Origin of the sequence: Photorhabdus asymbiotica (assembly GCF_003634575.1) — a bacterium.
Taxonomy (GTDB): domain Bacteria; phylum Pseudomonadota; class Gammaproteobacteria; order Enterobacterales; family Enterobacteriaceae; genus Photorhabdus; species Photorhabdus asymbiotica.
The window spans coordinates 66,153-84,895 of the sequence record NZ_RBLJ01000002.1 but is presented as its reverse complement, the minus strand read 5'-3'; the positions used below and the strand labels follow the sequence as shown (position 1 = coordinate 84,895).

Here is an 18,743-nt window from a genome sequence, read left to right as displayed (position 1 = left end):
TTTACCTGCCTGTTATGGCACTGAATCCTGATGTACAGGATTCAGTGATTGGCAAGGTCAGTTTAGTGTTTTATTTTTCTTAGGTAAAACAATGCGCCAAGAGCGGCTAGTAAATAAGCCCCACCGGCGGTGCCAAATGCCCAAGCATATCCATTGATAACATCCACTCTGGTAGCTGCAACGGCCATTAATGTTGCCAGCCCGACTGTTGGTCCTAGCTCCATTGAGGTATTCATCACACCACCTGCAAGCCCGGCTTGGCTCAGGGGAACATTAGCTGTAGAAAGCACGGCGCTGCCTGAAAACACTAAAGATGCGCCAGTTGGTAGTATAAACAGCCCTGGAAGCAGGCCCACAGTATAGGTGGTTTTGTCATCGATCATTGCCAGTAGAAATAGCCCGACTGCACCAATCAATAATCCGGTTATTGTGATATGAAATGCACCGTAGCGCATTACCAGAGGTCCTGCGGCTCGATTTATAATCAGAAGACCAAGTGTATAGGGTATAAAAGCCATAGAAGTGGCGAATGATGACCAGCCGCGGAATTGTTGTAGATACAGAGAAAGTAAAAATGTAATCAATCCCATTCCTGCCGCAGCCATCAGAATACCCACCAGGCCGGTAATACGCATAGGATCGCGGATAAAACTTAAGGGTAACAGAGGAGAAGTTACCCGTTTTTCAGCAATCAAGAAGGAAATAATCAATAGAACACCGACGATTATTGGTACTGATACCTGTGGTGTTAGCCAAGAATATTCTCCACTCATAATAAGGCCGAAGCTGAATATTGAAATACCGCTGGTTGCCAGTAACGCGCCCAATAAATCCAGATCAGGTGAATCGGTACTGCTGAGCGATGTAGGCTTCATCATTTTGCGAACTAGTATTAGGCCGATGAAAGCAACTAAAACTGGAACGATAAACATCCAGCGCCAAGATAGCCATGTGGTAATCACACCGGAAGAGAGGAATCCGATGGCGCCGCCCAGCACAGATACCCCTCCCCAGGTTGCCATTGCTTGGTTGAACTGGTTGGGATCGTGGTAAAGCTGGCGTAATAGCGCCATCAACGCCGGAGCAGTGAGAGCAGCGCCAATACCTTGGATAAAACGAATAGTAACTAATGCCCAGTAAGTTGGGGCAAACATACCGGCCAGAGACGAAAGACCAAATATTAGCAGACCGAGGGTGAACATTTTCCTGCCACCATGACGGTCAGTCAGTCGTCCTCCAAACAACAATAGGCCACTGAAGGGAAGACCATAGGCGGCGCTAACCAACACCAATTCAGCTTGAAATAACTTGAACTCAAGACCAATGGCGGGCATGGGTACTCCGATCATTACGATCGTAAAAATCAATGTTGCTTGTATTACAGCAAGGATAGTAAATACTCGGGAGCTGTTGGTTGATATTTGGTCGTTGATTGTCGATTGAACGCTGATTTTTTCAAGTTCGGTCAATTTTTTGCTCTTTATCACGATACCTTCACTCATTTTTTTCACCTTAATCATTCAATTGAATATTTTAGTGATATTCCCGTTGTTTTTACTTTGTCAAGATGAATAACTAAGTGGAATGATTAACATTATTTTTTGCTGATTTTAATTACAATAAATGCTACGTAGATCAAGCTATATATTAGGAATCATATTGGTAATAAAATTCAAATAGTTATTGTGAATCATTTTGCTGGTTATATCTTCATTAGCGATAGGAATATATGGTGTATACCCTTCATCCTTCAAGTTGCTGCTTTGTTGGCTGCTTTCACTCACCCCAGTCACATCGTTATCTATGCTCCTGGGGATTCGTTCACTTGCCGCCGTGCTGCAACTCGAAATTTATTGGGTATATTATTTAATTAATTTTGATGAAAATCCTAATGTTCATTCCTTAAATGGGTGGATTATTATTATTTCATGACATTGCTGATTTTCTATATTAATTAACCATGGAGTGAACTTGGTGATGGTTTTATTTAACTAGAAATATCTTTAATATAAAGCTTCTATTAAAAATTGCAGTTCGGGTTTTTCGTTCTGCCCAATGGGTGGCTATTTTTCACGTTATTTTGTTTTTAGTGATTTCTTAATAATTTCACAGGGGTACATTATGTATATAGTGCAGGAATCTGCGGATAAAATTGGTTTAAATAATTTAGTTATAGAAGAGAGTTATATTGCTAAGCATACTGAAAATGCGACTAGTAAATATGCTATAAAAATAAATGATCTTCTCAATGTAAAATTACCTGTTGATGATTTGTTGCTTTTTAATATAGAAGATAAAAGAGAAGTATCTGAGCCATTTTCACTTACTGACATCCAATATGCTTATCTGATTGGTCGTAATGCAGGTATGACTTTGGGGGGGATTGCAACCCGCTACTATTTTGAAACTGAAATATTTAACCTTGATCTGCAAAAGCTCAATGAAGCGTTAAATCAGACAATTGCTGTTCATCCTATGCTTAGCGCTGAGCTGACTGACTGTGGCAGGCAGAGGGCGTCGTTTACTCCCAAGCGTTATGAGATTGCCATAACTGACTGTGCTTCAATGGATGAGAAGGTACAGCAGGATTTTATTAAACAGACGCGAAATGAAATGGAAACTCATCTGAATTCTTTAGAAACGTCGCCTCCATTCGATATTAGAGCTACATTGCTCAATAATAATGTGGTTCGTTTGCATCTGTGTTTTGAATTGATGTTTCTTGATTTGCATAGCGTAAAAATATTGATGAAGGATTGGTGGGGGTTTTATAAGAATGCCAAAGCATTAAATAAATTACCGGAGTTTGGTTTTGTTGATTATATCTATGCGGAAAAAAACTCATGCATAATGAACAGGGTATTAGAGATAAAGACTATTGGATTAGAAAATTAGATAATATGCCTTCCGCGCCTGAATTACCGTTTCAGCAGTCACCGGAGTTAATTAAGAAACCGATATTCAAAACGATTTCTCATAAAATCACTTTTGAATTGTTGAATAAACTCCGTCAGATTGGTACCGCTCAAGGTATTACCATGGAAACGCTTTTTCTAGGGGCCTATGTAGAAACGTTACGGCAGTGGTCACGTCATCAGACTTTTACTTTGACATTAACTCAACATACCCGACGTCCGCATTTTCCCCTTGTTCAATCGTGTGTTGGGAATTTTCTTCAGTCAAGTTTGCTCTGCGTTGACGACAACAAATCGGATTCTTTTATAAATCGGCTGACTATATTGCAAACAGAGCTGTTTATGAATCGATGGCACTCTTCGTTTAACGGTATCCAGGTGCTGAGAGAACTAAATCGTCGTGGTAGCAATGGACGCGCACTTTCCATGCCGGTTGTGTTTAGTAATACGCTTGACATAGAACTGCGCGATATTATCACCGATTATACCTGGGAGGGTACTGCACCGGTAACTTACAGTAGTACACAGACGCCAGGGATCTGGCTTGAGAATCAGCTATTGAATGTCAACGGCAACTTAGTAATGAACTGGAATTATGTTGATGGCTTGTTCCCACAAGGCATGCTGGAAATGATGTTTGATGCTTCTGTAACGCTTTTGGAGCAATGTGCTGATAACCCGGAAATTTGGGACCAAAAAGGCTCGGTGGTTGTTCTGTCACCACATGATTTATGGGAAAGGCAGGTGGCGAACGCTACTGCTAATGATACTCAACCAGAGTTATTGCAAAATCTTATCCTGAATAGTGCCCGTCAATTCCCCCACAAAACGGCAATTATTCAGGGGGAGCGTCAGGTTAGCTATGGTGAACTAGTAACTAGCGCCAATAATGTGGCTGACCGACTGAGAGCGTCGGTGTCGATTAAGTCCGGTGACATCATCGCAGTCTCACTTCCGCAGGGGCCGGAAATGATTGCTGCTATTCTAGGGGTATTAATTGCCGGGGCTGCTTACGTTTCCATCGATCCGATGTTGCCGAGACAGCGTAGGTCGCGATTGATAGAACGTTGTTCAGCCAAGGCGATAGTTACTCATGCTTGTGCTGATGAGCCAGATTTGTTGGTGAGAATCAATGTGGATATTGATAGCAGTGCCCCTGTTAGGTTCCCTGAACGGGTCGCGTTTCAAACGTTGGATGATCTAGCCTATGTGATCTTTACCTCTGGTTCCACAGGTGAACCGAAAGGAGTGATGATTACCCACCGTAATGCGGCTAATACCGTTTTGGATATTAATCGTCGTTTTGGCGTCAGCGAAGATGACGGGGTATTTTCCATTGCACCAGCCGGTTTTGATCTTTCTGTTTATGACTATTTTGGCGTATTGGGTGCAGGTGGCAAGATATTGTTTCCTTCAGAAGATGAAGCTAACGATCCTAAAGCCTGGGCCAGACAAATAATTAAACACCAAATAACCCTCTGGAACAGTGTGCCTGCACCGGTTAAGGCGCTGATTGAACATGCTGGGCCTCAACTCTCCACCAGCGCTTTGCGTTTGGTTTTGATGAGTGGCGACTGGATACCCGTTAATCTGCCGGACCAGATTAAAGCAGCAATAGACGGTATTGAGGTGGTGAGTCTTGGTGGGGCGACTGAAGGTTCGATTTGGTCAATTGTTTATCCCATCCGAGAGGTTGATGCGAACTGGAAAAGTATTCCCTATGGCAAACCGCTCGCTAATCAGCGATTCCACGTACTCAATAACTGGTTTGAACCTTGCCCTAAGTGGGTAACTGGTGAGCTTTTTATTGCCGGAGAGGGTGTTGCACAAGGCTACCTCTGCGACGAGGAAAAAACCCGCGAGCGTTTTATTATCCATCCTGTCACTGGCGAACGATTGTATAAAACGGGTGATTTAGGACGCTATATTGATCAGGGATTAATTGAAATTCTTGGGAGGGAAGATAGCCAGATAAAAATTAACGGATATCGTATTGAACTGGGAGAAATTGAAGCCTGTTTGCTATCACATCAACAGGCTAACCATGTGGTAATCAATGCTGCAATCCATCCGAAAACCGGTCAAAAGCAGTTGGCTGCGTATATCGTTGCAGAAAAAGGAAGTAACGATAGCGATAACAGGTTATTAGAGAATGAATTGCGGGGGATTGCTCAAGACAATCTTCCTTCTTACATGGTACCTACCTGGTTTGTATTACTGGATAGCATGCCACTGACCACCAACGGAAAAATTGATCGTAAAGCTTTGCCAACGCCTTGGGGTGAAGCGGTAGCTGAAAAAAGTAAAAGCTTGCCGTCCAATGATATTGAGTCCCGTTTATTCGATCTCTGGTCGAAGCAATTGAAACATAACGATTTTGATGTCAATGACGGCTTTTTTGATATTGGTGGAGATTCATTACATGCAGTGGGCATTCTCAGTGCAGTGCGTGAATCCTTTAATGTCAGCCCTACAAGCGAGCAGGATATGATTGAAAGCTTATTTATGAATGCTTCTGTTCGTGATTTTTCAAAGATTCTTGCAACTGTGTCGGATAATGGTTAGGAGCAGTATGTATGAGTAATCACTCTACCGCGGCCCATACGTCTATTCAGTTTGATTTTATCGTCGTAGGGGGAGGAACATCCGGTTGCGTCATGGCATCGCGTCTTTCAGAGAATGGTAAATACTCGGTCATGCTGATTGAAGCCGGACAGGATTCTGATGTGGACAGGCCCGACAGCCCATTGTTGGATGCTTCTCGGTTGGTTCTGGAAGGATATAATTGGCAGTACGAAGCGAATGTTCATGGTGCAGACAGATTCTCACGATTTGTTCAGGCTGATGATATCTCTCCCGTAGGGAGAGATAGACGTAAACAATTTGGTTACAGCTTAGGGAAAGTGATGGGGGGATCTTCAGCCATTAATGGTGCCGTCGCATTAAGAGCTTTTCCCAGTGACTTCGAATATTGGGTGAAAATGGGCTGTGAGAAATGGTCATGGCAGGATGTCTTGCCGTGGTACAAATTTCTTGAAAATGATTGTGATCGACAGAATTCTTCATTGCATGGTCACAAGGGTTCGCTGAGATTGCGCAGGCCGGGTGACGCTGAAATTCTGCCTTTAGAAAAGGCTTTTTCTGTGGCGTGCCAAGATCACGGTATTCCTTTTGTGGATGACCTGAATGAAGGGGAAGGGCCTGCCGTTGGAACTGTTCCTGCCAATGTGGTGCAGGGTGCGGAACGGTTTGATCTTTATCGAGCCTACCTTTCCACGGCTCGGGAGCGGAAAAACTTGCATATTCTCACCAATGTGATGGTTGAAAGAGTGCTGTTTTCCGCCAGCAGGGCGACGGGCGTTGAAGTGACTAAAAATGGGGAACATACCACTTATCATGCTGAACAGGTCGTGCTCTGTGCTGGGGCTGTGGGATCAGCCGCTATATTGCAACGTTCCGGTGCGGGATATATGAGTGATTCCTTTATTGGAAAATCTTGGGCAAATAGTCGTGTACAAACTATTTATGGCGGTACTAGCGAAATTCTTAAAGAGTTTATTAGTAAATCGATGGGCTTGTGAGTATTACGTTTTAATCTGACCGCGGGAAAATATGAATATGATAAGTGAATTGTCTGAAGATAATTTTCAGGTGAAGATTGCTACGCCTGAAATATGGTTACCTGCCATCGATATGGCCCGCCGGGAGTGCTGGGATTTGGGGCGGGAGGATGCTCGGAGATTTTTTAATGTTGATGCAAACGGCTTTTATATTGGCTATTTGCATGGGCAACCCGTGTCATCGGTGTCTGTGGTGAATTACGCTCAAAATTACTCGCATCTTGGCCATTATATCGTTAATCCTGCTTTTCGCGGCAAAGGGCTAGGGCTTAATACATGGCGTGTGGCGATTGAACATGCTGAAGGGCGTTGTATTGGGTTGGATGGCATGCCTGCCCAAGAGAAAAATTATCAAAAATGGGGTTTTGTAACGCATTATCAGACGTTGAGAGTTTTGGGAACAGCCAGTAAACAAATGGTCAATTTCCAGAATGTTGAAACGGTGAATCAAGAAAATATTTTGGCGGTGGTGGAGTATGACTCTCGTTTTATGGGCTATTCACGCCTGAGTTTACTCTCGACTTGGTTTTTTGGCGACGGTAGAAAAGGTTTTATTATTACCGGAAAAAACGGCATCGAAGGTTTAATTGGTTTGCGGCCTTCTGATGAGGGATATCGTATCGGACCTTTTTATGCTGGAAATAAACAGGACATGAAAGTTCTGATGTCAATGGCGCTGAATGAAATATCTGAGAATACTAAGGTAACGTTGGATATTCCTGAATATGCTCATGATGTAATAGCTCTTGTCAACTCTTTAGGATTTAAACCGCTTTTTTACACGTGCAGGATGTATCGTGGGAATCCGCCTGTTCAGTATCATCCAGAGATTAATGCATTGGCTTCTCTGGAATTGGGCTAAATAACATTAATTCATTTGAACTGTAGCTGATTAAGCTTAATGGAGAAATTATGTCTGACAGTACACCAACATTATTTGAATGGATGGGGGGAAGAGAAGTGTTGATGAAATTAATGACGACCTTTTACGCTAAAGTTGAAAAAGATGAATTATTAGCACCTATGTTTTCCCGTATGTCATCCGATCATCCAGAACATGTGGCAATTTGGTTGGAGGAGGTTTTAGGTGGAGAGCCGAATTATACGGCTCATAGGGGCGGTTTTAAGGGCATGATTTCTAAACACCGAGGTAGAAATACTCAGCCTGAACAGCGTAAGCGTTGGGTGGATTTAATGATGGAATGTGCTGATGAGGTTAATCTTCCTTCTGATCCAGAATTTCGCTCTGCTTTTGCAGCTTACATTGAGTGGGGGTCTCGTCGTGCGCAGGCCAACTCACAACCTAAAGCCCCATGCTCCAAACGTGAAACGATTAAAAAATGGGGATGGGGAGAAGCGCCTCCCGGAACACTTTAATTATTGCTGTTAATACTTCAGTGAAAGTGAAGGCTTTTACTTTCACAATGACTGCTGCTAAATATCTTTGCCTTGTGGAATATTATAATGGTGAAAAAAAGAATTTTAATAGGTGCCTGTGGCTCGGTAGATATTACTTATCTTCCGGAATATTTGAAGGCAATTAAGGCGAATATTAACTGCTCATTAACGGTATTGATGACCAAACAGGCAACTCAATTTATCCCTGCTGAAACTCTGAGATTGTGGGCTGATCGCGTCATCGCTGATGAAAATCCAGCTGATTGGCCAACAGATAAGCCCTCAAAAATTGTTGCCGATCACGATATTATGGCTGTTATACCAGCAACGGCTAATACCCTGGCTTCAGTAGCACAGGGGGCGGCCCCTAATCGTCTAACGACGGTTATTCTTGCTGCTGATTTCCCAGTCTTATTTTTTCCCGCTATGGGGGCGGTAATGTGGAAGAAATCTGCTGTGTGTAGAAATGTTCGTCAAATTTGTGAGGATAATTATGAGGTTATTCAACCTGTATGGCATGAAAACTATGATACTGCGCTACAGCGGATAGTTGGTCATCCTTCCTTGCCACCAGCTAGCGAAGTCGTGGAGTTGTTGAGGTCCAGGTTGATAGAGGTAAAATCAGGGCAACATTGATAAAAGGTGCTTGCCTGGTTTGCCATCAAGGATTAGCTGATATGCTAGGATCTAGCGGTTTATGTAAACAGTTCCCTTGTAGTAACTCCTATCAGTGTAGGGATGGCAACGAAAAGCTATTAGTTTTTGCTAAAGGTCATAAGAAGCCCCGCCAGAGTTACTGGTGACTTAGCGGCGGGAGCAGGTCACTAATATTCACTGCCAATCTTTTGACCTGTAGATGTGATCAAGAGACAGGATAAGGCGGAGAACAGTCACGTTATTAAAAACAGAAATAAACTTATCCATAGAGTCAAAACGATATTAATCCCTCACTTGCACTATTAAAACCCAATAAGTTGAAATATCAAGCCTAAAAAAATCAGATATAACCATTCGTCAATAAATAACCTTCCTAAAATTCGTCATTTTATTTATTCAATGTCTTATAAAAAACGTAAAAATATGACTGAAAATTATGACCACATATAAATAATCATATTAATAAATAGTTCAAATAATTAATAATTGATATTTAAATATATACACAGTTGATTATATTCAATGGTTATCACTTATGTGATCTGCAATATAAACGAAAAATAAAGGAAACAATGATGACTACAATTATAGAGCAAAGAACTATTAGCTATCCAATATTCACCAACCTAAAGAACCATGGCCTGCGACTATCGCTCAAATAAAGGAGTACCAAATGATATTTACCTTCGACCCGGCCGTATGTGCGGGAATTCCACGGTAAATGTATTGGATAACAAATCCGTATCGACAGACAGCCTTTCGTGGTGCGAAGGGCTTCCCTCAAAAACAGACAAAGGATCACTGTAATGGCTTTTATATCTGGAGACTTTACGAACCTGCTTAATACTCTGATCGAGCGACAGATCAAAGCGGCGGGTCGTCAGACCGAATGGTTCAACATGAGCCCTGACGAGCGTGCCGACTACATCAGGCAGGTAAACGAACGGCTGCAAGAAATACAGCAGAGTACCCTGAGTGTGCTGGCTGCTCAGCATTTTCAGATGCAGGACAACCCTATTTCTGTCGGCGACCAGTTGCAGACGCTACAGCAAAGACGCAAGCAGATGGACAATGTGCCCGGTACGCCGGCGGTCAACGCCTACAAGCAGCAATTGGACCGTGACATCTTGTTATATCGCCGCCAGCAAACAGCCATAACGCACTTTGACAGCACTTGGGGCAAGGCCCTGGGCATGCTGAGTCCAGGCGGCTTAAAGACCCTGAATGAGGCGCCCCTGAATGTGGAGACGGCGACCCTGAAGGAGGTGACCTCGAAGGAGATGATTCTGAAGGAGGATAAGGTGAACAAGCGGGCTAAGCTGGATGCCGAGATTAAGCGTTTGGAACAGCAACTGACCGTACAGGTAGCCGACTCTACATTTAGCCCAAAATATGTGACGCTGTTTTCCGAACTGCAAGCTTACAAGGATGTCAATGCCCGCTACAACGCCTTTCTCAATGCATCATCTCCTAAGGAAGAAGCGGCGGCCCTCGACGCGCTGACCAAGGTGCCTCAAGCCTCTGATGATCTGCCGGTAAATATTTCACTCTTGATGATGGAGGAACGTCCTGGCTACATCCGCATGAACGTCGCGTTGGTCAATGCCAGCACTGATGGCCGCTTCAAGGACTTCTTCCTGGAGAAAGGTAGGTTGGTCGTACCGACGAATGGGGTACTCAACTTCTCCTTCGGTACCGCAGCCCGCTCCCTAGCCTGGCAACAACAATACCGGCTCAAAAATGAGCCTCCATCTTTCCGTTCACCGACCTATGCGCCAATTCGCTCGGTGCTGGTCAAAACTGCATTCGTCGAGAAGTACTTTGCCAACTACTTGGTTTCGGAAAGTACCTTGCGCGAAGGTTTTAAGGCACAGTTGCTGAGTGACGGTCACAAGATGCTGTTGACCAACGTTGACCGCAAGGTGCCGAACCAGATTGGGATTCAGGTGGTTGGTCAGGCGCTGAATACCACTATCTCTCGTGAGGTGCCATTGCCAGGCGCCTTGAGTGACCTGATTAACCAGAACGCTGATATCTCCAGCTTCCAGACTATCGGCCTGGAGGGGTTTCGCCAGAACAGTTACCACCCGGACCGTGACGGGCTTTTCGTCAATATCCATGAGCTGGAACGCTCGGTCGGTTTTGCCGGTCGTCAGTACTTGCTAGAAATGCCACAGGGCAAAACCCCGAGCAAAACCTACTTGTCGGCAACGCCCTTCGTGGTGATGAGCGTTGACGGCGACAAGATTAGCAGTAGTCACTTGAGTAAGGCGCAGACCACTGAATTGTATCAATACAACGCTACATTTTTTGAGAAGCTGGATCAATTGCGAGACGATGGTGCGGAGGCTAGTCGTTTGTTCGAAGGTAGCAGCGAACGCACGGAGTTCGAGCAGCAACTGGTGCGTTTGCTTGAACGCAACCACATCACCCCCGCAGGAGTGTTGGAGACGGAATACACCTATGACAGAATGCGCGATATCAAGGGCAATAACCTGAACAAAGTGCTATGGGAACAGGCGTTCGCCGCTGCGGTCTGGCAGAGCGTTGATCATGACCCGCTGCTGTTCGGGTTAGCGGCGAGTCTGGTGAAGAACCCGGCTGTAGTCAAGGTCCTGCAAAGTGGCTATGTACAAAGTGACATTGCCCAAGCCAAGAAGCTGTTGGCTCCGTTGTACGAACAGTGGCGCATTCAGGCTGTCGAAGCGGAAACCCTGCGGGTTGCCAGCGCCAATGCTGCACAGCATCCAAGCAACCCGAAAATACAGGTTTTCGATCAGGTTGCGGTTGAGCGCTTGCTGGACGGCAAGTTGCTCACCCTGTTGTTAGCTGGTCCCAAGGGCCTTGAGAGTACCGATGTGCAACTGCGTCTGACGGTTAAAGGGGCGCTGTTGAGTCATGAGGGCCGGAGCTTGCGTAAACAGGTCTTGTTCCATGTTTTGCGTCCGGTAGCTGATGGTCTTTCCAAAGCTGCGGTCCCAGTCAATCCCCACGCCGAGCTGGGTGCCGGCAAGGTTATGATCAATAACCGGTTGAATCAGCCTGACCCGTATTTGATCCTCAATACCAGCTCTGAGGGGCAGGTGTATCACGGTGGTTCGTACCCGATCAAGGACGATAAATACCGCAGCTACAACCAATTCCGTCCGGACCCCAATAATGACGCCACACGTTACATGAATGACTTGGATACCCCGTTTGTGGGGGGGATTTCCGGGACCACCCAAACCGTCAGCAATGCCTTGCCGGAATTATTCAGTGGCGCGTTGAGTATCAAAGAGTACTGGCAGCTCCAGATGGTCAATGCGGCCTTCATGATCCGTAACGGCTATCATTCGTTCTTCGAAACCTTCTACGTCGCTGCGCGTTACGAACCGAAAGGTACGGGTAGTATCGGCGAGGACATGTTAAAGATGTTTGACAAGTACCGCGCTGAAGGCAGCAAGATGGCGTTGCAGGGTGCACTGTATGACGGAGTAATGAAGCGAGTTTTGCCGATCATCAATCAGGGTTTACCGAAGGCTGATGAGTTTCATCCACCACGTTTTACCCGCATTGGTCCAATGCCGGCGCTGTTGGGGCAGGCGGTGAAGGATCTCGAACTCAAGGCCGGATTGGCGTCTGTAGGTGATAGATTTGAACCCCGTCAAGGCAGCATCGACATCCATCAATTTGCCACCGATCCTATACAGTTTGCCAAAACCCATACCATTAGTGCCGAGGCACTGGTTAAGTCTGGTCGCCTGCCGGCAGAGGGTAATGTCCAGTTGGTGAAGGTCACGCCTAACTTGTATGAGCTTGAATACATCGAGCGAAGCACCAATGACATATTGACAAACCGCGTGGTGGCGTATTTCCTTGGTTACAACGGTCCAGATCAGGCCAATGCGGTGCCTGCCTATGTGGATATTCCTAAGCAGGGAGAACCGGGCAATTTCCTCTTCACCGGTACGTTGTCGGGTGGATCGCTGGTGGTGACTAGTCTTGACGATAATACCTACCGGGTCTACCACGATGGCCGGGTCAACAGCTCGCTGCTGTATGACAACGTGGTGATGGCGGTCGACTACAAGGATTACCAAGTATCCGGTACCACTGAGGGACTTGCTACGGCGTACATGCAGTACGTTGATGGCGAATGGCAACTGGCGTTCCAACGTCAAGAATATCAACAAGATGGGCAGAGGGTCTGGCCGAAGTTACGCGATGGTGGGGAGCCACTCTCGATCCTGGTCGCCGACAGTCAAGTTGGGCAGCACAATCAGGGCGAGTTTGCCACCTACCGCGAACAGATTCACCAACAACTGAAGAAGGTAGCAACGCAGTTTGGGGTATCGGTTGAAGGGGTTGCCGACGGTGTCTACACAGAGGGCGAGTTTTCTCCCGAACATCCAGCGATTGCTGCATGGACCCGGTTGCGCGAAGCGGTTCAGGCTAAGGTCAAAGCTGACATCGACCAAGTGGCGGGCAAGCACCAACAGCTCCAGGAAGCACGACGTACCTCAAGCGATACAGCCTTGATCGACCAGCAGATCAAGCAACTCAATCTTACGCAGGATTACTACAGGGCACAGTACGATTCAGTATTGCGTGAAGCTGACTTTGTCGAAAAGGCTTGGCTCTGGCAGCAGATCAAGGCCAAAGACGGTAGCGCTGCGGTGGTACGGATTGACGATACGGCCATTCAGGGCGGGAAGCGTACCAGCAGCGTAGGTGAGCGTTATGCGATCGCCGAGGCTTACCAACGTGGTGTGCTGGGCACCGCGTTTGCCTATGGTTTGCAAAACTTCCGTGAGATCAATATCCCCGGGGTGGATGATAAAACGTCAGTCCTGGACATGAAGAGTCTATTTCTTGAGGGAAAACTCACCACCGAACAACGAGGTGCCTTGAGCGGTCGCATCACCGAAACCAGCCAGGCCGAGTACATCGACAAGGTACTGCGGCAGACTGCGGTGTTCAGTGAGGACTTCCATGATGCCGGCAGTGTCTTCAATCGCCTGGTACCACAAGACTTTTATCTGTTGCTGGTCGGTGACCGATCCGGTGGTCGTTGTTACCCCTTGGTTAGAGCCATGGCTGTGGCATTGGCTAGTAGTGGAGAGACCGGCATCAACAATCTGGTGCAAAAACTGTTCTTCGCTTCTGCCGACCCACAGGCGGGCGGCTCTACGTTGCTCAAGAACAGCCTGATCAGGCTGCACTCCAATGTCGAAGCCGTTCAGGCATCCACAAAGTTGGGTCTGTCCAATTTGTCCGAAGTGGTGTCGCGGCTGACTACAACGGCCCACACTGCGATGTTCGCGCTTAATACCCAGAATCACTCGATGATGGTAGGGATCACTGTCACAGCTGAAGGGCGTCGCTACTACTTCTATGACCCGAACGTCGGAATCTTTGCCTTTGACAACACTAAGAATTTGTTCAATGCAATGAACAAGCACTTGGTGGAGCGCAATCTGGCCGTACACTATGGCTCGTTCGGCAGTCAGTCGGAGCCAGCCTTCAACTTGGTTGAGATCGATACCGGTAAGATGGCTGAGGTACCTGTGGGTAATGGCCTGAACGTGGCCGATCTGACCCGGTTCGAGGAACTGGCCAGTGTCATTGGGCAACGGCGCCAGGTTGAGCAGGCGGTGAGAGCACCAGAGCGGGTCACGGAAGACTTGCGACTAAGTACCTTGCTCAAGACCCTTGATGCCGAGCAATTGGGGGGACGGTTCGAAGTTGCCAGCACTCAGTTGGCGCAAGAGTATCAACTGGACAGCCATTGGCTACCGATTATTGCCACGACTGAAGAGCTAGGAGAAGGTCACTACCGGGTCCAGTTCATCAACAGTGACCAACCCGAACAGACCCTCTGGTTGACCACCGACGATAGCACTTTTGTCGAATTCCGGCGCTTCGTCGATGAACACATGAGAGTGTTGAATGAGCACTTTACCCTAGAGAATGGCCGGATGCAGCTTCGCAGAGGGGTTAGCGAGGTCGCGCCGGTAGACGGATTGAACGCCGGGTTTACGGTCCAGACACTGATCCAGTGGTTTGCTGACAAGAACCGCCATGATGCTGCAAGCGGAGTGGCTTCGCCTGATTTAGCTACTGCACTCAAGATCCACAGCTATCTTGGTCTGACTCAGATGGCCCACGGTAGTCTCCAGGACGTAGTCAAGATCACTGAACTGGTACGCACGGCGCTGCGCGGCGAAGTGAAGGCCGCCGAAACCTCGTTTAAGGACTTTGCTTTGAGCTTAGGTCACACTGTCAACGAAGGTGCCGGTGTGTTATTTGGTGGAGTCATGGTCGGTCTGGATGCCTATGAGTTGGCCCACGCCGAGAACGATGTACAGAAGGCCGTGTTCGGTACCCAGCTGGCGTTCGACTCGGCTAGCTTAGTCACTGGCGTAGCCGGGGTGGGGGCCGGGTTGGTCGGTGCCTCAACGACTGCGGCGGTACTCGGTGGGGCTGGGGTAATCCTTGGCGGACTCGCAGTGGGCTTCACGGCACTGGCGCAGGCTTTTGGTGCGGTTGCTGAGGATGCCAAGGCGGTGGGCCGTTACTTCGACACGGTCGACTATGCCTACGGTCACAACGGCTATGATCATAAAGTCGAGAACGAGAAGAAGGTGCTGGTGTCCCTGCCTGGAGCGGTAGTCAAGTGCCTCGACCTGCAAAAGAACCAGATAGTCTTCGACAGCCAGTACATCTACCGTACCCATTCCGGCTCTACCGGTTCGGGGGAAATCAATTACTTCTTCTGGATCGGTGACTTTCCGCAAATGGTCCACGACCGTGATCAGGCAATCGAAGTGCGCAGCGGCATTGGTTACAAGGAGGCTTCCAAGTCCCTTGAGTACGGCGACAGTGCAATTATCCTGCCGGGCACGCCCAAGTCCTACATCAGATACGAATACATGCTGCTCCCCGGTGCTACCACTCGCCACGACACCGGCTTTGACGTGATCCGCAGGCTTGAGGAAGACAAGCGGTTCGACTACGACTTTTACATCTTTCCGGGTGAGCAGACAATTCGCAGGATTCATCATGAGTACGTCGACACCTCGATTGAGGTGGTGCTCGATCAGCGTGACCGACAACTGGTGGTGCCTAAGTTGCCCAAGGAACTGCATGGCTACCTGCATTACGAGATAAAGGGTAACGGTGGTAAGTACCAGATCGGCCTCAACGAAGGCACTCGAGTTAAGCTCACAAACGTTGCTGCTAGTGAATGGATCATCGATCTCAGTCAGCTAGCCAGTAACGGCATCAGCGTGTCGAAGAATCAGCTGGTGTTCGGTGGAGTTGTGGTAGAGCTTGACCCGGTCAAGAATAAGTCGGTCTCTGTGGTCAACAAGGGTGAGATGCACGTAGTCGATTTCTCTAACTCGCAGCCGATCGTTAATTTAGTAAGCGTAGATGCGGACGGATGGCAGGGGCCTGACCAGCAAATTGAGCAGCATCTAAAAAAACTGAATAAGGCGCATCAGCTACACGGACATTACGTGGTAGTCGAGAACTATCGTCACAATGGGCGAGATGTCGGTCGAGCGTTCTACGATGTGGTTAAGGACCGTATGCTGTTTACTGACACCAGCCAGAAACAGGCCAGACATGCCCAATTGGGTGCGGTGATAGATGACTATGCTTATTTCTACGATGCCGATAACGTGGCGGTGTGGCGGGTAGACATCGCTACCGGACAGGTCGATGCGCAGTTTGAACTATGGTTCAACCAGTGTGACGGTAAGATCAGTCGGCTATGGCAGGAGGGAGATGCCGTTTACCTGGCGCGCCATTATTGGCTAAAGGTAAAGGAGCAGCCAGAAAAGCGGCTAGAGGAGCAGCTAAAGGATTGGCCAGAGGAACAGGCAGAGGAGCTGCTAAAACAACGACCAGAGAAGAGGGGGGCTGAGCTTGGCTATAAGATCCTCGGTGACCGAATGGAGTTGGTTAGTGCGGTGGGTGATGATGAGCTGCTCCAGCTTTCGGCAGGTACTAACCGGCATAATGATGAGCTTCAGGTCATACGCAAGGGTTATGAGAGCGATGGTATCCCGCGCAAGACTCCGACGTATACGCTGGGCGCACGGTTGATCCAGCCAACCAGTGCGGAGTTGATCACGGTGTTCGGCTTGGATGCTGCTAACGTGCCGCACCGCTACTGGATACGTACTAGCGACAGGACGCTAATCAAACCGAATCTGGCGCCACCGGCGGATCAGGCTTGGAACCTCAAAGAGGGCAAACAAACCCGTAGTGCCTGGAAGATCCCGTCCGACCTGGTGTTGGCGGGGAGTATGCCGCAGCCCGGAGGCAAGGAAGTGTTTTTCTTCTACAGCAAGAAGGAAAAGGCTCTGTTCCGCCAGGAAGGGCCAGGGCAGGCGGTACTCGACGCCAGCCAGCCGAGCGCATTACGGGTCACCACGCCGGCCTTGTCTAATGTGATCAATGTGAACGGTCACCTGATTGCGATAACTGAGGATGGGTATGTGGCCCGGCTTGATGCACAGGGTCAGCTTAACTACGCAGCAGTTAACGAGCATTGGCTCAAGAAACATATCCACTGGTGGCAGGACTTGGCCGGTGTTGCCGGCTTTAGAGCCACTCTGGCGGTGTTTGGAGTCAAGGGCACCAATGACAACCTGCTGCCGGTGTGGTACCACAATGGTCAGGTGGTGGTGGCTTCGGCTCCCCTGCAAGACAAGCATTTACAGTTCCTGGGTTTCGAAGCGGACGGTTCCAGCGCACGACTGTTCGAACTTGCCAACGGTAAGTTGTATCGTCAGCCGCCTATGACTGCCGATGCGCTGGCTGCCGCGTTCGGTAGCGAAGCGGTGCTTAAAGCCTCGGCGCAACTTCCTGCTGTCAGTGAGCTGATGCCGGAACTGCACCTCAAGGCGGCGGAGCAAGTTGATGCCGGGCTGCGTTTGACCACCGTTAAGGGCGAGATCTTGTTGCGAACCAATGATGGCAAATTGCAGTTGGTTGCGGTCGACAAAGACTGGCAACAGGTCAACCTTGCCCGTCTGCCACAAGCACTTGCTGAGGTTGCTGGTCAGTGGCCTACCAAAGGTGTGCTGACCTTGCAAGGAGATGAATCTCGAGGATGGTTCGATGTCGACAGTGGTCAACTGTTTTCCGTCGGTGGCATCCTTGCCGCCGCAGACAACTTGCGTTTCGTCGGAGTTGATGCCGGGAAGAAGGGGGCGTACGTGTATAGCCCAACGGACCAGGCGTTGTACCGGATTCAGGGCGGTGGTGTGCATTACACCAGTGTCGAGCGCATTGGTTCGTCGCTGTTGCTTCAGGGCGGGGAGATGAGTGGCCGTCAGGACGAGCTGACACCTCCGCTGATTGCCGGTGTCGACAGCGTGGTGCTGCATGGCGGGGCTGATAGCGATACTTACCGTCTCAGTGAGGCGATGTGGTCCCATTACCGCACGATCGTCATTGACAACGATGACCTGAGCCAGGCTCTGGACCACTTGATCATCCCGGTGGCCGATGCGGAAAAAATCCTCGTCAGCCGTCACGAGGATGACCTGATATTGACCGACTCGGCCAATGGCACGGACCTGGTAATGCGCAAGGTGTTTGGTAATCAAGCGGTGACACACCGGCATCTGAAAATCAAGCTGAAAGGTTCCTCGTCAGTGATCAGCATTGATCACTTGGTCGAGTGTTTTACCAGGATGGGAGTGGCTAAGGATGGCTTGTTTGAACTGTCTTGGGCCATCCAGTAGCCGGTGATGGTGTTTGCGAGCACTTGCCGCAAAACTGTCAGACCGCATAGCGGTACTGGTGCCTTCATTGTCTTGAACTAGCAAGAGAAACCACAGGAGGGGCGCAAAGCCCTTCCTGTCTCTTGGCCCCAGTTAAACGTAAATTCAATATTTTTACAGTGACAATTACCGGGAATTAGCATGCGCACCTGCTGAATTTTCGGGTCTTAACATTGAAACGATCAGGCTCAATATCGCATTACTTGTCGTTGTAACATGGTTATTTGTGAAATGGGATCAGAAATGCTTTGTACCAGCGTGTCGGTGAGATCCCAAAAACCTCTTTAATAGCAAGCAATAAGTAACATTAAGACGAACTATAATATAAATGGCACAGATAATTTGCGAGCTGCTGATCATATAGAGAAAGA

9 protein-coding genes are annotated in these 18,743 nt (G+C 48.1%); 7 read left to right on the top strand and 2 right to left on the bottom strand.

The features are described from left to right. Nucleotides 1–62: 62 nt before the first annotated feature. Both BDD30_RS07000 and BDD30_RS23510 read right to left on the bottom strand, forming a co-directional pair. Complete coding sequence (locus BDD30_RS07000) at nucleotides 63–1,502, bottom strand: MFS transporter (RefSeq protein ID WP_071823753.1); 1,440 nt, start codon at nucleotides 1,500–1,502, stop codon at nucleotides 63–65. A 138-nt stretch (nucleotides 1,503–1,640) separates the two neighbouring features. Next, the gene (locus BDD30_RS23510) at nucleotides 1,641–1,793 is read right to left on the bottom strand and encodes a hypothetical protein (RefSeq protein ID WP_170152949.1); all 153 of its coding nucleotides are present in this window, start codon (nucleotides 1,791–1,793) and stop codon (nucleotides 1,641–1,643) included. A 328-nt stretch (nucleotides 1,794–2,121) separates the two neighbouring features. Here BDD30_RS23510 and BDD30_RS24105 point away from each other — a divergent pair, with 328 nt between their 5' ends. The 7 genes from BDD30_RS24105 (at nucleotide 2,122) to BDD30_RS06965 (ending at nucleotide 18,333) form a co-directional block, all read left to right on the top strand. Continuing rightward, nucleotides 2,122–2,895, top strand: coding sequence for a condensation domain-containing protein (locus BDD30_RS24105; RefSeq protein ID WP_081461610.1), 774 nt, complete (start codon nucleotides 2,122–2,124; stop codon nucleotides 2,893–2,895). After that, nucleotides 2,844–5,480, top strand: coding sequence for a non-ribosomal peptide synthetase (locus tag BDD30_RS06990; protein ID WP_015835493.1), 2,637 nt, complete (start codon nucleotides 2,844–2,846; stop codon nucleotides 5,478–5,480). Before BDD30_RS24105 ends, BDD30_RS06990 begins: the two co-directional genes overlap by 52 nt. Before the next feature lie 11 nt (nucleotides 5,481–5,491). Continuing rightward, entirely contained in the window at nucleotides 5,492–6,496 is a 1,005-nt protein-coding gene (locus BDD30_RS06985) for a GMC family oxidoreductase (protein WP_015835492.1), read from the top strand. Between the two features lie 31 nt (nucleotides 6,497–6,527). Beyond that, nucleotides 6,528–7,397, top strand: a complete 870-nt coding sequence (locus tag BDD30_RS06980) for a GNAT family N-acetyltransferase (protein ID WP_015835491.1) — start codon at nucleotides 6,528–6,530, stop codon at nucleotides 7,395–7,397. A 50-nt stretch (nucleotides 7,398–7,447) separates the two neighbouring features. Further along, the gene (locus BDD30_RS06975; protein ID WP_015835490.1) at nucleotides 7,448–7,912 is read left to right on the top strand and encodes a group II truncated hemoglobin; all 465 of its coding nucleotides are present in this window, start codon (nucleotides 7,448–7,450) and stop codon (nucleotides 7,910–7,912) included. A gap of 87 nt (nucleotides 7,913–7,999) precedes the next feature. After that, complete coding sequence (locus tag BDD30_RS06970) at nucleotides 8,000–8,569, top strand: flavoprotein (RefSeq protein ID WP_015835489.1); 570 nt, start codon at nucleotides 8,000–8,002, stop codon at nucleotides 8,567–8,569. A gap of 827 nt (nucleotides 8,570–9,396) precedes the next feature. Further along, entirely contained in the window at nucleotides 9,397–18,333 is an 8,937-nt protein-coding gene (locus tag BDD30_RS06965; protein WP_049795218.1) for a TcdA/TcdB pore-forming domain-containing protein, read from the top strand. The last annotated feature ends 410 nt before the right edge of the window (nucleotides 18,334–18,743 follow it).